The 14515-nt window shown below is 70.7% G+C and carries 14 protein-coding genes and 1 pseudogene; 6 read left to right on the plus strand and 9 right to left on the minus strand.

Features of this window, described 5'->3' with window-relative positions:
• Positions 1-12: 12 nt before the first annotated feature.
• Positions 13-984 carry a PfkB family carbohydrate kinase gene (locus EDF48_RS08350; RefSeq protein WP_165932356.1) on the minus strand — a complete coding sequence of 324 codons (972 nt, stop codon included), beginning with the start codon at positions 982-984 and terminating at the stop codon, positions 13-15.
• Between the two features lie 154 nt (positions 985-1138).
• On the opposite strand from EDF48_RS08350, the gene EDF48_RS08355 reads away from it, so the two are divergent.
• On the plus strand, positions 1139-1714 hold the full coding sequence (locus EDF48_RS08355; protein ID WP_131879327.1) for a hypothetical protein: 576 nt from the start codon (positions 1139-1141) through the stop codon (positions 1712-1714).
• 84 nt (positions 1715-1798) lie between these two features.
• Here EDF48_RS08355 and EDF48_RS08360 read toward each other — a convergent pair whose 3' ends face one another.
• The 5 genes from EDF48_RS08360 to EDF48_RS08380 form a co-directional block, all read right to left on the minus strand.
• On the minus strand, positions 1799-2413 hold the full coding sequence (locus EDF48_RS08360; RefSeq protein WP_111084300.1) for a superoxide dismutase: 615 nt from the start codon (positions 2411-2413) through the stop codon (positions 1799-1801).
• A 44-nt stretch (positions 2414-2457) separates the two neighbouring features.
• Positions 2458-2967, minus strand: coding sequence for a flavin reductase family protein (locus tag EDF48_RS08365; RefSeq protein WP_111084301.1), 510 nt, complete (start codon positions 2965-2967; stop codon positions 2458-2460).
• Positions 2968-3191: 224 nt separating this feature from the next.
• Positions 3192-4715, minus strand: a complete 1524-nt coding sequence (locus tag EDF48_RS08370; protein WP_131879329.1) for an MFS transporter — start codon at positions 4713-4715, stop codon at positions 3192-3194.
• 422 nt (positions 4716-5137) lie between these two features.
• A complete protein-coding gene (locus EDF48_RS08375; protein ID WP_131879331.1) occupies positions 5138-6169 on the minus strand; it encodes a LacI family DNA-binding transcriptional regulator in 1032 nt (343 codons plus the stop codon).
• Entirely contained in the window at positions 6148-8184 is a 2037-nt protein-coding gene (locus EDF48_RS08380; RefSeq protein WP_131879333.1) for an aldo/keto reductase, read from the minus strand. Before EDF48_RS08380 ends, EDF48_RS08375 begins: the two co-directional genes overlap by 22 nt.
• A gap of 202 nt (positions 8185-8386) precedes the next feature.
• Here EDF48_RS08380 and EDF48_RS08385 point away from each other — a divergent pair, with 202 nt between their 5' ends.
• The 5 genes from EDF48_RS08385 (at position 8387) to EDF48_RS19070 (ending at position 12520) form a co-directional block, all read left to right on the plus strand.
• The gene (locus tag EDF48_RS08385; protein WP_235036058.1) at positions 8387-9697 is read left to right on the plus strand and encodes an ABC transporter substrate-binding protein; all 1311 of its coding nucleotides are present in this window, start codon (positions 8387-8389) and stop codon (positions 9695-9697) included.
• The gene (locus tag EDF48_RS08390; RefSeq protein ID WP_131879335.1) at positions 9694-10728 is read left to right on the plus strand and encodes a sugar ABC transporter permease; all 1035 of its coding nucleotides are present in this window, start codon (positions 9694-9696) and stop codon (positions 10726-10728) included. Before EDF48_RS08385 ends, EDF48_RS08390 begins: the two co-directional genes overlap by 4 nt.
• On the plus strand, positions 10725-11639 hold the full coding sequence (locus tag EDF48_RS08395) for a carbohydrate ABC transporter permease (protein ID WP_123938594.1): 915 nt from the start codon (positions 10725-10727) through the stop codon (positions 11637-11639). Before EDF48_RS08390 ends, EDF48_RS08395 begins: the two co-directional genes overlap by 4 nt.
• A 95-nt stretch (positions 11640-11734) precedes the next feature.
• The gene (locus EDF48_RS08400; RefSeq protein ID WP_123292071.1) at positions 11735-12283 is read left to right on the plus strand and encodes a TetR/AcrR family transcriptional regulator; all 549 of its coding nucleotides are present in this window, start codon (positions 11735-11737) and stop codon (positions 12281-12283) included.
• Positions 12284-12349: 66 nt separating this feature from the next.
• Positions 12350-12520, plus strand: coding sequence for a hypothetical protein (locus EDF48_RS19070; RefSeq protein ID WP_159574085.1), 171 nt, complete (start codon positions 12350-12352; stop codon positions 12518-12520).
• A gap of 82 nt (positions 12521-12602) precedes the next feature.
• Here the strand turns inward: EDF48_RS19070 and ribH are convergent, their stop codons facing one another.
• The 3 genes and pseudogenes from ribH to EDF48_RS08415 all read right to left on the minus strand — a co-directional run bounded on the left by ribH (position 12603) and on the right by EDF48_RS08415 (position 14466).
• Positions 12603-13082, minus strand: coding sequence for a 6,7-dimethyl-8-ribityllumazine synthase (ribH, locus tag EDF48_RS08405; RefSeq protein ID WP_123292070.1), 480 nt, complete (start codon positions 13080-13082; stop codon positions 12603-12605).
• A gap of 53 nt (positions 13083-13135) precedes the next feature.
• Positions 13136-13759, minus strand: a pseudogene (ribB, locus tag EDF48_RS08410) (3,4-dihydroxy-2-butanone-4-phosphate synthase); the annotation flags it as partial.
• A complete protein-coding gene (locus EDF48_RS08415; protein ID WP_131879339.1) occupies positions 13759-14466 on the minus strand; it encodes a riboflavin synthase in 708 nt (235 codons plus the stop codon). The gene EDF48_RS08415 and the pseudogene ribB, both read right to left, overlap by 1 nt.
• Between the last annotated feature and the right edge of the window lie 49 nt (positions 14467-14515).

Genomic DNA, 14515 nt, shown 5'->3' on the forward strand with positions numbered 1-14515 from the left:
GACGACTGCCCGTCACACCGGTGGGCGACCCCCCACGAACCCGAGTGCTCGGGCCGCGACGCGCGTGCCCTCACGTGCAGCCGCTCCGACGCGCACGGAATCGGTCGCCCAGGCACGCACGAAGCCCGCGGCGAACGCGTCACCGGCGCCGACGGTGTCGACGACCGTGGCCGGCGTCGCGGGGACGCGGTGCACGCTCCGTCCGCGTCGCCCCACCAGCACGCCGTCGGCGCCCACCGTGACCACCACGAGCGGCACGTGCTCGGTCAGTCGCCGCACCGCGTCGTCGAGGTCGGTCGTCCCGGTCAGTTCGAGGGCCTCCTGCCGGCCGGGGAAGAGGACGTCGACGCCGACGAGGGCCTCGAGGAAGGCAGGAGCTCCGACCGACCGGACGATGGCCGCCGAGGACGGGTCGAGCGACACCCGAGCCGACCCGGTCCGGGCGCGTGCGACCAGCGATGCGATGCGGTCGGCGCCGCCACCGAGCATCGCGTGCCCGGTCAGGTGCACGATGTCCGCGCGTCGGGCCACGGCCTCGGGGACGTCGGCAGCCGTGAGCTTCCCGCTCGCGGCCGGGTCGGACATCGCCGCGCGGCCGCTGTCGTTGCGCACGGACACCACGACCCCGGTGGAGGTCATCGCGTCGTAGCGCAGGTGCGGGCGGACACCGGCGTCCTCCAACGAGCGCTCGTGCCGGTAGACGTCGTCGACACCGACCCGCGCGACGAGGTCCACCTCGGCACCGAGCCAGCCGAGCCAGGCGGCGGTGTTGCCGGCGGCACCCGTCGGTCGGTGGCGGATCACGGCGGCGGGGTCGTGCACCCCGATGGTGTGCGCGGTCGTCTGCACGAGCACACCGTCCAGGACGTCGCCGATGACCAGGAACCGTTTTCCGGCGCCACGACGGCGGCCCGCGACCACCCGTCCGGCACGGGTCCCCTCGGGCTGCGACACGGGCACGGAGGCCTCTTGCGGCATGGACATCTGCTCCAGTGTACGGGGAACCGAGTAAAGCTCCGTTTTCGGGACCGCACGGACCCTCGTCGTGGTAGCCAATCGCCTCACCCGACCGGTAACATACGCAATGCCACCACGTGGCGGGTCGTGTGCCCGCCGCCGACGATCCGACGGAGATGCCATGCCCCGGAAGCCCGACCCGACGCTCAAGCCGGCGATCCTCGAGAAGGTCACCCTGCACCTGCTGGACACCAAGCTCGAGGACGTCTCGGTCCGCAGCCTCGGGCGCATCCTGGGCACCAGCGCGTACCCGATCGTCTACCACTTCGGCTCCCGCGACGCCCTCATCGACTCCGTGGTCGTGCACCTGGCCGACACGGTCTGCCATGCTGCGCTCGATCCCGCGGCAGACCGCTCCGCCCTCGCTAGCTACTTGGTGACCAGCTTCGGTCGCCTCGACGACCCGCACCGAGCACTCGCGGCCCGACTCACCTTCGAGCTCGGGTCCGTCGAGGCGATGGACGGCCGGGTCCGGCAACGCGGTCTGCACCGGGACCACGTGGCAGCGGTCGCCGCGTGGTGCCGCGCACACGGCTACGACGCCGAGGCCGCCGAGCGCGTCGCACGCGACGCCGTGACGACTGCCCGCGGTGCCCAGTGGACCGCGATCGTCGACCGCGAGCGCGCCGACACCGACGCCGCGCTCCGGGCGATCGCCGACCGGCTCGCCGCCGGCGCGGCAGTCACCGCGGCGTGATGCACGAACGGGAGGCACGGTGCCAGCTGGCACCGTGCCTCCCGTTCGTCCGTCGGTCGCGTCACGCGACCCGCGGTCGGTGGATCAGAGCGTCACGAACGACTGCGACTTCGCGTTGGCGAAGCGAGCCGCGACGTTCTCCCAGTCGACGATGTTCCAGACGGCCTTCACGTAGTCCGCCTTGACGTTGAGGTAGTCGAGGTAGAAGGCGTGCTCCCACATGTCGAGCAGGAAGATCGGCACGAGGCCGAACGGCACGTTCGCCTGCTGGTCGAACAGCTGGAACGTGGTCAGCTTCTGGCCGACGGTGTCCCAGGCCAGGACGGCCCAGCCGGAGCCCTGGATGCCGTTCGCGACGGCGGCGAACTGCGCCTTGAAGGTGTCGAACGAGCCGAAGAACTCGTCGATCGCCGCGGCGAGCTCGCCCTCGGGGACCTTCGTGTCCGGGCCGAGGTTGGTCCAGAAGATCGAGTGGTTGACGTGGCCACCGAGGTGGAACGCCAGGTCCTTCTCGAGCTTGTTGATCGCACCGAAGTTGCCCGACTCGCGTGCTTCACCGAGCTGCTGCAGCGCAGTGTTCGCTCCGGTCACGTAGGCCTGGTGGTGCTTGTCGTGGTGCAGCTGCATGATCTTGCCGCTGATGTGCGGCTCGAGTGCGGCGTAGTCGTACGGCAGCTCCGGCAGGGTGTACTCAGCCATGTGAGGTCCTTTCGATCAGTGGGTTGCGGATGGGATTCCGCGGCTCACGAGAGCCGGGAACGATCGGTGAGGGAGTGGAATTCCCGGTTGTGGTAGACCAGCGGCTCGCCGTGCTCGAGGCCGACGACGATGTCGAGGACCTCGGCGACGACGACGGTCGAGCTGCCGATCGGGGTCGTGGAGAGCGGGCGGCACCGCAGCGCGCTCGCGGCACTGGGCAGGTAGCGGTCACCCGAGGGCAGGGTGCCCCAGATCGGGTCGTCAGCGGTCGGGCTGCCGGTCGAGGCGAACCGCCGGGCGAGCGCCACGCTGAGCGAGTCGACCAGGTGCACGACGAAGACCGGAGCGCCGAGCACGACCCCGGCGGACCCGGAGTTCGTGGACAGCGAGAAGACGAGGACCGGCGGGTCCACAGCCACGCTCGCGACGCTCGAGGCGGTGAGTCCGGTCGGACCGTCCGGCCCCTCGGCGGTGATGACGGCGACGCCGGCCGGGTGCCCGCGGAACGCGGACTTGTACGCTTCGGCGATGTTCGCCGGGGCTTCGTCGGGCATGGTGTTCGTCGTCGTTCCTTCGCGCGGGGGTGTGCCGTCACTGGGCGGGCATGTCCCAACGTATGACCTGAACCATGGTTGAGGTCAACGATTCACAGGTTCGACGGCTCCCGGGCGCGCCGTGGCGATGACTTCGTGAGCAGAAATGGTCGGGTCGCGTGGCGCAACCCGACCAATTCCGCTCACGAAGCAGCGCGCGTCAGCGGCTCACGAAGCGGCGCGCGTCAGCGGCGCTTGAGCATGACGACGGCGCCTGCGGCAGCGATCACCATGAGCACCGCGGCGACGCCGGCCGTGATCGTCACGCCGGAGTCGAACGCTGCCCGTGCCGACTCGAGGAGCGCCTGGCCGGCGCCGCCGCCGAGGGACGACGCGGCGGACACCGCACCACCGAGCGTCTCCTGGGCAGCGGTGTGCGCCGTCGAGCTCAGCCCGCCCGGCACCACGACGTGTGCCCGGTAGGTGGTCGCCAGGATCGTGCCGAGGACGGCCGTGCCGAGGACCGCACCGATCTCGTACGCCGTCTCGGACATCGCCGACGCGGCACCGGCCTTGTCCGCCGGAGCGGTCGAGATGATGAGGTCGTTCGTGACGGTCTCGGATGCGCCGATCCCGATGCCGAGCAGCACGAACGCGAAGGCCAGCGCCGCGATCGACGCGTGGTGTCCGAGGACCGCCACGAGGGCGTACGCCGCGGCCGAGAACAGCAGGGACACCGACACGACCCAGCGCGGTGCGACCCGTGCGACGACCGGCACCACCGCGAGGCCGGCGACGATCGTGAGCACCGATCCGGGGATCAGCACGACGCCGGAGGCGAACGGGTCGAGCCCCGCCACGAGCTGCAGGTGCTGCGCGATGAAGAACAGGAAGCCGGTCAGCGAGAACATCGCCATCAGGTTCATGAGCACGCTGCCGGTGAACGCCGTGCTGCGGAACAGGCGCAGGTCGAGCATCGGCGTACGGGACCGCAGCTGTCGGCGGACGAACGCGATACCGCACACGACGCCGACGGCGAGCATCGCGACGGCGAACCCGCGCTCCTCCGGGTGCACGAACGACTTGATCGCCCAGGCGATCGGCGCCAGCGCGCCGAGGGACAGGAACATGCTCGGCACGTCGACCGGCCCCGGCATCGGGTCGCGCGACTCCGGCACGCAGAACGGGACGCCGACGAGCATGAGCACGAGGATCGGCACCGCGACCAGGAAGACGCTGCCCCAGTGGAAGTGCGCGAGCAGCGTGCCACCGACGAGCGGACCGAGGGCGTTGCCGGCCGCGAACATGGTCGACCAGACGGCCAGCGCCATCCGCCGCTCCCCCGCGTCGACGAAGACGTTGCGGATGATCGAGAGTGTCGCGGGCATGAGCATCGCGCCGAACACCCCCATCGCGATCCGGGCGGCGACGAGCATCCAGGCGTCGATCGCGAAGGCCGCGGCGACGGAGAACAGCGCGAAGCCGGTGGCCCCGATCACCAGGATCCGACGGCGGCCGATGCGGTCACCGATGCTGCCCATCACGACGAGCAGCCCGGCCAGGACGAGCGGGTACGCGTCGACGATCCAGAGCTGCGTGGTGGCGTCCGGGTTGAGCGCACGGCTGATCGACGGCAGCGCGAAGCTCAGCACGGTGTTGTCCACCGAGATGAGCAGCACCGGCAGCATCAGCACGGCGAGCGTGAGGAACCGTCGGGCGCGGCTGCCGGTGACGCGGGTGGCGATGGGACTGGTGAGCAGTGCGGACACGGCGGACTCCTGGGACTTCGAGCCGGACCTGGTCGACGGCGGGCGGTGCGTGGGGCAGACGAGACGGGACGCGGGATGGACACGCGCCCCGTCAGGACTCCGTCAGTGTACCGTCTGGACGGTTATGGTTGCAAATGCAACCAACAGGCGGACGGGAGGCCCGTGGCGGGCTCGCCACGGGCCTCCCGTCCGACGGCTGGTCCCGCCCAGGGCGGGAGGCTGAGGCGACGGCACGACCTGCGTCCGGTGCCGGGTTTTCGGTGCCGGGGTTCCAGTGCCGGGGTTCCACAACACGCCGCGTGGTCGCCGCCCGGGTTCCGATGTCGGGCGGCCTGAGCGCCGACCTGCCGAGATTTCGGAACCTCGGGGGCAGGGCTGGGCCGGCGAGACCGGGGCGGGCGGGGCGTGCGGGCCAGCCGTCGTCAGGCGGAGTCGCGGACCAGCAGGCTGTGGCGCACGGTGCGCTGCACTGCGGCGCCGTGCCGCGGCAGCTCACCGGCGAGCATGCCGAGCGCGAGCGCGAGGGCCTCGCGCGCGACGGCATCGAGGTCGACCGCCAGGGTCGTCAGCATCGGCGACACGAGAGCGCCGAGCGGCAGGCCGTCGACGCCGACGACCCGGACCTCACCGGGGACGTCGACGCCCGCGCGGCGGCAGGCCTGCAGCACGCCGAGCGCCATCACGTCGTTGAAGGCCAGGATCGCGTCGAGTCGGCGCTTCCGAGCCAGGATCCGCACCGTCTCGTCGGCACCGCACTCGGCGGTGCCGTGCGGCGCGTGCAGGAGCTCCGGCAGGTAGCCGCGGCGGCGCAGCGCGTCCAGCATGAGCAGGCCGCGCGCGCTCGTGTGGTCCGGTGACGAGTTGTCGAGCACGACGGGGTGCCGCACCCCGGTCGCCACCAGGTGGTCGGCAAGGGCCTCGATCGCGTCGGCGGGGTCGATCCACACCGCAGCCGTGGGCGGGTCGGAGGACGGGTCGAGCTCGACCATCGGCACGTTGCCGAGGAGCTCGCTCCACCGGTGCCGGCGCGAGCCGAGGTAACCGATGACCACGTCGGTCTGCGCACCGAGCGCCTGGACCATCCGGTCGGCGTCACTCGCCAGGTCGACGTCGGCGAGCATGACGTTCCACCCCTGCTCGGCGGCGAGCCGGAACACGGCGGACGCGAGCTGGGGCGTGTACGGGTTCCGCAGGTCGTTCACGACGAGCCCGAGCTGGTGGTCGCCGCCGGTGACCAGCCCGCGGCCGAACCGCGACGGCCGGTAGTCGAGCGACGCCGCGACGGCGAGCACCCGTTCCTTCGTGGTCGCGCTGATGCCGGACATGCCGTTCATCGCGCGGGTGACGGTCTGCCGGGACACCCCGGCGGCCGCGGCGACGTCGATGATCGTCGCGCGGCCGCCGGAGTGCGGGCCGTCCGGTGGCGACTGGGTCAGTCGCGGAGGTCCAGCCATGCCACCTGTTCCGGGGTGAGGTCGACGGAGAGGCCCGTCATGGACGATCGGGCTTCCGCGATCGTACGCGGTCCGAAGAGCGGGAACGTCGGGAACGGCTGGTTGAGCACGTACGCCAGGGCGATCGCCGTGGCGGGGACGCCGAACCGGTCGCCGAGCTCCCGCGCGCGACGGAGCCGCTCGAAGTTCTCGTCGCTGTAGTAGCAGCGGACGAGCTCGGCATCGCTGGTGTCCTCCGGCGTCGCACGGCCGGCGAAGAAGCCGCGGGCCTGCGACGACCACGGCAGCAGCGGGACCTGACGCTCCTCGAGCCACGCCTTCGACGCGGCGTCGGTCGCGTGCTCGCAGCCGTCCCACGGCACGTCGTAGGCCTCGGCCAGGCCGAAGTGGTTGCTGAGGACCTCGAACTCGTGCTTCCCGTTCGCCCGTGCGTAGGCGTTGGCCTCGTCGAAGCGTGCCGGCGTCCAGTTCGACCCGCCGTACACGCGGATGCGGCCAGCGCGGCGGTGCTCGTCGAGGACGTCGACGAACTCCCCCACCGGGATGTCCGGGTTGTCGCGGTGCATCATGTAGATGTCCGCGTAGTCGGTGCCCTGGCGCTCGAGGCTCTCGAGCAGCTGCTTCGTCAGGGACTCCGGGTCGCAGAACGGCGTGTGCGCACCCTTCGTGATGACGACAACGTCCTCGCGGATGCCGCGGTTCTGGATCCACTTGCCGAGCCGACCCTCGAGCACACCGCCGCCGTAGATGTAGCCGGTGTCGAAGACGTTGCCGCCCTGCTCGACGAACAGGTCGAAGATCGCGCTGGCGTGGGCGAGGTCGGGCTGGTTGTCGACGCCCATCACCAGGCGCGACAGCCGCTTGCCGACACCCGGGATCTCGCCGTACTGCATGGGGTTGCCGTCCTGCACCCGGAGCGGCCGACCGCTCACGGTGGGGATGTCGGCGGACTCGGCCTCGAACGGGTAGCGCAGGCCGATCGCGGCGCGCCACTTGTCGAGGGTGCGGGCGGTCGCGAGCGACTCGTCGATCGTCATCTGTGCTGCCTCGACCGCACCGGCACGCAGGGCGTCGGTGGTGGCGTCGGCCTCACGTGCGTAGGGGTGCTCGCCGGCGAAGGACAGCGTGCGCGGATCCTCGTCGACGGTGTGCACCTCGATCGTCGGGTCGGCGCCGAGGGTCCACGGGTCGGCGAGCAGGAGGCGACCGCGCGTGCCGTACGCCGCGACCGCGTTGTCGTCCTGCACGAAGACGCCGGTGCGGACGGACGCCGTGATGCCGCCGCGGTAGGTCAGCTGCGCGACGGTCCACTCGTCGACACCGGTCGGCCCGAGGGTGCCGGTGGCGGTGAGCTCCGTCGGCTCGGCGACGGCGACACCGGTCGCGGCCTGCACGATCGCGGCGGCCATCGTCACCGGGTACCCGCCGACGTCGAGGATCCCGCCGCCGGCCGTGTCGACGTCGAACAGTCGGCCGGTCCGCTCACCGGTCCGGAACGCGAACGAGGCGTCGATGTGCGTGACCTCGCCGATCACGCCGTCCCGCACGAGGTCGAGCAGTGCGGCGGTCTGCGGGTGGAAGCGGTACATGAACGCCTCGACCAGCGGCAGGCCGGCCTGGCGTGCGGCATCGGCGAGCGCCATGGCGGTGCCGTGGTTCGGGGCGAGGGGCTTCTCGCACAGGACGGCCTTGCCGGCCTCGAGCGCGGCGAGGACGAGCCGCGCGTGCCCGGTGTGCACGGTCGAGACGTACACGGCGTCGACGCGCGGGTCGGCGAGGACCTCGTCGTACGTCGCAGCGGAGACGTCGGCGAACCCGAGCTGCGCGGCTTCGTCGGCGAAGGTCTGCGCCCGCTCGGTGGACGAGCTGCCGGCGGCCACCAGGGCACCACCGCTCGCGGGCAGCTGGGAGAGGAAGCGGCGGGCGATGCCCCCGGGGCCGAGGACGGCCCAGCCGGGGCGGTCGGCGACCGTCGGAGTCGGGGTGCTGGCGGTGTTCGCGGTCTGCGCTGACATGCGGATCCTTGTCGTCTCGTGAACCTTCACGGTCACGACGACGCTAGTGCCACACGCCCGGCGGATCAATGCGGAAGTGCTTGACACGGCGTGTCTCACAGAGGATGCTCTGGACCACTTCGTGAGCGTTCACGGTCGAACGCTCCGGGGACCCGGTATCGCTGTTTCCAACCCGATCTCAACGACGAGAGCAGGTAGTTTCGTGACGTCATCTCCATCGATCAGTCTCAGCAGGCGGGGGTTCCTCGCCGGCGCAGGTGCCCTCGGAGCCCTCGCCACCACCGCCTTGTTGGCCGGGTGCTCCACGAGCACCGCCATCTCCAAGGACCCTGACGAACTCGTCCTCTGGTACTGGAACCGGTCGCTCGACCCGAAGTTCCTGCGGCAGGCCGCCGGGGGGATCGCCGGGCAGGGGTCCAAGCGGCTCCGCCCCGACCTGATCGGCGGCGCCTCGTACGACACCAAGTTCCGGACGGCACTCGCCGGGAACGCGTTCATCCCCGACGTCCTCATGGTCAACTCGAACTGCTGGCTGTACTTCCCCGACGAAGACCTGTTCACCGACTTCGATGACCACGGCGGCGCGGCGAAGCGGGACGAGTACTACGACTGGAAGAGCGCGCTCGGCCGGACGCCGAGCGGCCGGCAGTGCTTCTGGCCCGTCGACACCGGACCGACCGGCTTCTTCTACCGGCAGGACGTCCTGGCGAAGGCCGGGCTGCCGACCGACCCGGACGAGGTCTCTGACGCGATCGCGACGTGGGACGGGTTCCGCTCCTTCGGCGCGAAGATCCGGAAGGGTGCGGACGCCGCGACGGTCATCACCGCAAACCAGCTCTTCAACCAGTACATCTACGCCAGCCCCACGCGGTACTTCGACCGCGACGACCAGCCGGTCTTCGAGCAGGACGACAGCTCGGTGCGGCAGGCGTGGGAGAACGCCGTCGCCTGCGTCCGTTCCGGCCTCACCGGCAACCTGCAGTCCGGCACTGACCAGAACGCCGGGTGGGTGTCCGGCCGGGTCGCAGGACAGATCGAGGGAGCGTGGTGGACGCAGGTCATCCACGACACTGCTCCCGACGCCGCCGGTACGTGGCGGGTCGCCCGGCAACCGGATCGCCCGGGCAACAGCGGCGGGTCGTTCCTCGCCGTCCCGAAGACCTCGAAGGACCCGGCCGCGGCCGCCGCGTTCGCGCAGTGGATCACCTCGCCCGAGGTGCAGTCGCACACGTACAACGACATCCAGCTGTTCCCCTCCACCCCGGCGTCGTTCGACAACGGGATCATGCGGAAGCCCGGCGACTACTTCGGCGACCAGGACCCGCTGGCGTTCTTCAACGCCTCGGCGATGGACGTCCCGGTGACGTACATCTCGAACTCCGAACGGTTCATCGGTGCGTTCGCGACCGAGATCACGAACGTCGAGGCCGGGGGCAAGGACCCGGACCGCGCCTGGCAGGACGCCGTCGACCAGACCAACCGGGTCCTCGACAAGCGGGGGGTCCGCGCATGAGCACCAAGCAGGCACCACCGACCACGAGCATCCCCGCGGTGGTCGGGACCCCGACGTCCTCCATCACCACCGCAGCGACCGGCAAGCGGTACGGGCTCCGCCGGTTCTGGCCGCAGTACGTCGCGATCGCGCCGTTCTACGTGCTCTTCCTGGTGTTCGGGCTGTTCCCGATCGTGTTCTCGATCGTGCTGTCGTTCACCGACTGGGACGGGGTCGGCTCCCCCGCGTTCGTCGGTCTGGCCCAGTACCAGTACCTGCTCGGCGACCCGCGGTTCTGGAACGCCGTCGGCAACACGTTCCTCATCTGGGTGATGTCGACGATCCCGATGCTGTTCCTCGCGCTCGTGCTCGCGTTCCTGCTGCACGGCAACATCCGGGCGAAGGGCTTCTACCGCGTCGCGTTCTTCGTGCCGAACGTCACGAGCATGGTCGCGATGGCGATCGTGTTCGGCTCGGTGTTCTCCGACGGCTTCGGCCTGGTGAACGCGGCACTGCGCGCACTCGGCGCGGACCCGGTCGGCTGGCTGTCGTCGTACTGGGGCATCAAGGTCACCATCTCGGTGATGGTGATCTGGCGCTGGACGGGCTACAACGCGATCATTTACCTGGCCGGACTGCAGTCCATCTCGACCGAGTTGTACGACGCCGCCAAGGTGGACGGCGCGAACGCGTGGCAGATCTTCTCGCGCATCACCGTGCCGCTGCTGCGCCCGGTGATCCTGTTCACCCTCATCACGTCGACGATCGGTGGGCTCGGGCTCTTCACGGAGCCGCAGATCCTGTTCAACGGGCAGGCGGTGGGCGGCCCCGACGAGGCCGGCATGACGATCGTGCTCTACCAGTACGAGCAGGCGTTCAACCAGTTCGACTTCGGGTACGGCTCGGCGATCGCCTGGGTGCTGTTCCTGTTCTCCGTGGTGTTCGCGATCATCAACTGGCGTCTGCTCAGTGAACGCGACGGCCTGAAGGCCCCACGACGACTCCGCGTGGTCCGCACGGTCCGCACCAGCACGAAGGGGGTCGACGCATGACCGCGACACCGACCACGACGACGACCAACACCGCCGCGGCACTCGGGCGACCGGGCGCCGCGGGGAACGAACGTGGCCGCGGGTTCCGCCGCGGCTGGCTCGGGACCGCCGTCACGCACCTCTGCCTGATCATCGGGGTGCTGCTGTCGATCTTCCCGTTCTGGTGGCTCCTCGTGATGTCGACGTCGACGAACGCCGAGATCTTCGGCTACCCGCCGTCGCTCTGGTTCGGGGACAACGCCCTCGCGAACGTGGCGTCCGTCTTCAGCAACGTCGACATGCTGCGGGCACTCCTGAACACCGTGCTCGTGGCCGGCAGCACCGCCGTCCTGGTCATGCTGTTCGACTCGCTCGCAGCGTTCGCTTTCGCGAAGTACGAGTTCCCGTTCAAGCGCACACTGTTCACCGTCATGCTCGCCACGTTCCTGGTGCCCGGCAGCCTGTCGCTGGTGCCGAGCTTCGTGCTCATGGCGAACCTCGGGTGGATCGGTGGCCTGCAGGCGCTCATCATCCCGGGGGCGGCGAACGCGTTCGGCATCTTCCTGCTCCGGCAGTTCGCCACCTCGTCGATCCCGAACGAGGTCATCGACTCGGCCCGGGTGGACGGAGCGGGGTTCTTCCGCACCTGGTGGTCGGTGGCGGTCCCGATGCTCCGCGGCGGGCTCGCGTTCCTCGGCATCTTCACGTTCATCACCGCCTGGAACGACTACGTCTGGCCGCTCATCGTCCTCATCGACCCGAAGGGACAGACCCTGCAGGTGGCCCTGGCCGGACTGAGCTCGGTGAACGCGACCGACCTCGGGGCGGTGATGGCCGGCGCCGTGATCAGCGTGTTCCCGCTCATCGGCGTGTTCATCATCGGCTCGCGCCACTTCATCGCCAACATCGCCGCCGGAGCGTTGAAGGGCTGACGGGTCGAGCGCCCCGACCGGCAGGGTGCAGGCGTCGCGGGACGGCCCGCGACGCCTGCACCTGCTCGTGCACAACTCCTCCTAGACTCGTGCCCATGGCCAGTGCCCGCGACCGCGTCCTCGACAGCTTCGTCGCCATCGTGTGCGAAGACGGCGAACGTCCCGCGACGCTCGACGCCGTCGCCGCCCGCGCCGGTGTCTCCAAGGGCGGGCTGCTGTACCACTTCGGCTCGAAGGCGGCCCTGGTCGAGGGGCTGTGCGAGCGACTCTCCGACCTGTCCGCCATCGACGTCGAGCGCATGGCCGAGGCCGAGGACGGCGCCGCCCGCTACTTCGTGCGCAACTGCCTGTTCGTCGGCAGCGAGCTCGACCTCGCGCTCCTCGCCGCGAGCCGCCTGCAGCAGGCCGGCTACGAAGAAGCGGGCCGGACCCTCGACGACACCGAGAACGCGTGGCTCGTGACCCTCGTCGACGCCCTGCACGACGAGCCCACCGCCCAGGCGGTCAAGCTCCTCGGCGACGGCCTGTACCACCAGGCCTCCCTCGGTGCCGCGAGCGACGGTCGACCGAAGCGCAGCACCGTCGACATGGAGGCGCTCCTCGCCGTCGTGGACCGTCTGATCGCGACGAAGCCCGGCGCGTGAACGACCATCCCCGTTCCTGGGGATAGACTTGGCGACGTTCCACTCGTCGACACCCGGAGGTATCCCGTGGGCCGCGTCATCGCCGCTGTTTTCTCGATCCTGCTGCTGCTGGTGTCGATGTACCTGTTCGGGTTCGCGTTCCAGGTCGACTCAGGCCAGGCGTTCATCTTCATGGGTGGCCTCATCCTGATGACCCTCTCCTTCTTCCTGCCGATCCACGTGTTCGGCAAGCGGTAACCACTCCGCCGACGCAGAACGGCCCCGCACCTCTCGAGGTGCGGGGCCGTTCCGAGTGCGGGCGCCGTGTGAACCAGCCGCGCTAGGCGAGCACGCGCAGCGAGCGCAGCGTCACCGCGGTCGCGACCGCGGCGTGCACGGCCTCGGCGCCCTTGTCCTCCTTCGAGCCGGGCAGCCCGGCCCGGTCGATGCCCTGCTGCTCGTCGTCCAGGGTGAGCACGCCGAACCCGACGGGCTTGCCGGTGTCGATCGCCACGCGGGTGAGCCCGCTCGTGGCGGCGTCGGACACGTACTCGAAGTGCGGGGTGCCGCCCCGGATGATCACGCCGAGCGCGACCGCCGCGTCGAACCCGGCCTCGAGGGCGGTCTTCGCGACGACGGGCAGCTCGAAGCTCCCCGGGACCGGGAACACCGACGCGGTGGCGCCGAGCCGTTCGACCTCGCGCTGCGCCCCGGCGAGGAGGCCCGCCGCGATCGTGTCGTGCCACTGCCCGGCGACGATGGCCACCCGGATCCCGGTGCCGTCGACGTGGTCGCGGTCCGCCGCGCCTGCTCCGCTCATCGTGCTGTTCCTTCCGTGGACAGGGCAGCTGCTGCCGTTGTCCGGTCTGCCGCGTCCAGCCACTCGACGAGCGCGGCGATGGTGATGACGGGCACGCCCTCGCGCGCCCCGAGTGCGACGAGCGCCGGCAGCCGCATCATGCTGCCGTCCTCGTCGACGATCTCGCAGATCGCCGCGGCGGGCCGGAGCCCGGCTGCGGTGACGAGCTCGATCGCGGCTTCGGTGTGTCCCGCACGTTCGCGGACCCCGCCCGGTCGTGCCCGCAGGGGGACGACGTGGCCGGGGCGGTGCAGGTCGTCGCGCACGGAGGTCGGGTCGGCGAGGACCCGCAGAGTGCGTGCACGATCGTGGGCGCTGATGCCCGTGGTGACCCCGATGGCTGCGTCGACCGTGACGGTGTACGCGGTGCCGCGGACGTCCTCGTTGTGCTGGACCATCGGCGGCAGGTCGAGGGCGTCGGCGATCTCGGCGCTCACGGGCGCGCAGATGAACCCCGACGAGTGCGCCACGGTCCAGGCGATCCACTCCGGCGTCGCGAGCTCGGCGGACAGGATGACGTCGCCCTCGTTCTCGCGGTCCTCGTCGTCGACGACGATCACCGGGCGGCCGGCCGCGACCGACGCGATCGCGAGTTCGATGCTCGACGAGCCGAGCGTCTGCGGGACCGAGGCGACCATCACCGGGCCTCCGATCCGACGGGCTCGAACGAGCCGACGGGCTCGGACGAGCCCGCGGGCTCGAGCGAGCCCGCGGGCTCGAGCGAACCGACGGCGGCGTCGAGCCGCAGCATCCGGCGCACGTGCCGCGCGAGCACGTCGGTCTCCACGTTCACCCGGTCCCCCGGCACGCGCAGGCCGAGGGTCGTGGCCTCGAGCGTCTCCGGGATCAGGCTGACCTCGAACCAGGCGGCGTCCGGCGCGGTGTCCTCGGGCGAGACGGCGCTGACGGTGAGCGAGACGCCGTCGAGCGCGATCGACCCCTTGTCGACGACGAGCGGGCTGAGCGCCGGCGCGAGCGAGAACCGCACCCGGCGCCAGCCGTCGCCGTCCGCGGTCTCGAGCACGGTGGCGGTGCCGTCGATGTGGCCCTGCACGATGTGGCCGCCGAGCCGGTCGCCGACCGACGCCGCGCGCTCGAGGTTCAGGCGGTCGCCCACCCGCAACGCTCCGTGCGCGCTCATGTCGAGCGTCTGCTTCATGACGAACGCGGTGAAGGAGTCGGGGGTCTGCTCGACCACGGTGAGGCAGACGCCGCTGGTGGCGATGGAGTCGCCGTGGCTGGCGTCCGCGACCACGATCGGCCCGCGGACGGTGAGCGCGACGGAGTCGCCGTGCTGCTCGACGGCGGTGACGGTGCCGAGTTCCTCGATGATGCCGGTGAACACTGGTGTCCTCTCAACGGGACTCCGGGGGTGTTCGACGATCGTCGGCATC

Source organism: Curtobacterium sp. PhB191 (assembly GCF_004346515.1).
Lineage (GTDB): Bacteria > Actinomycetota > Actinomycetes > Actinomycetales > Microbacteriaceae > Curtobacterium.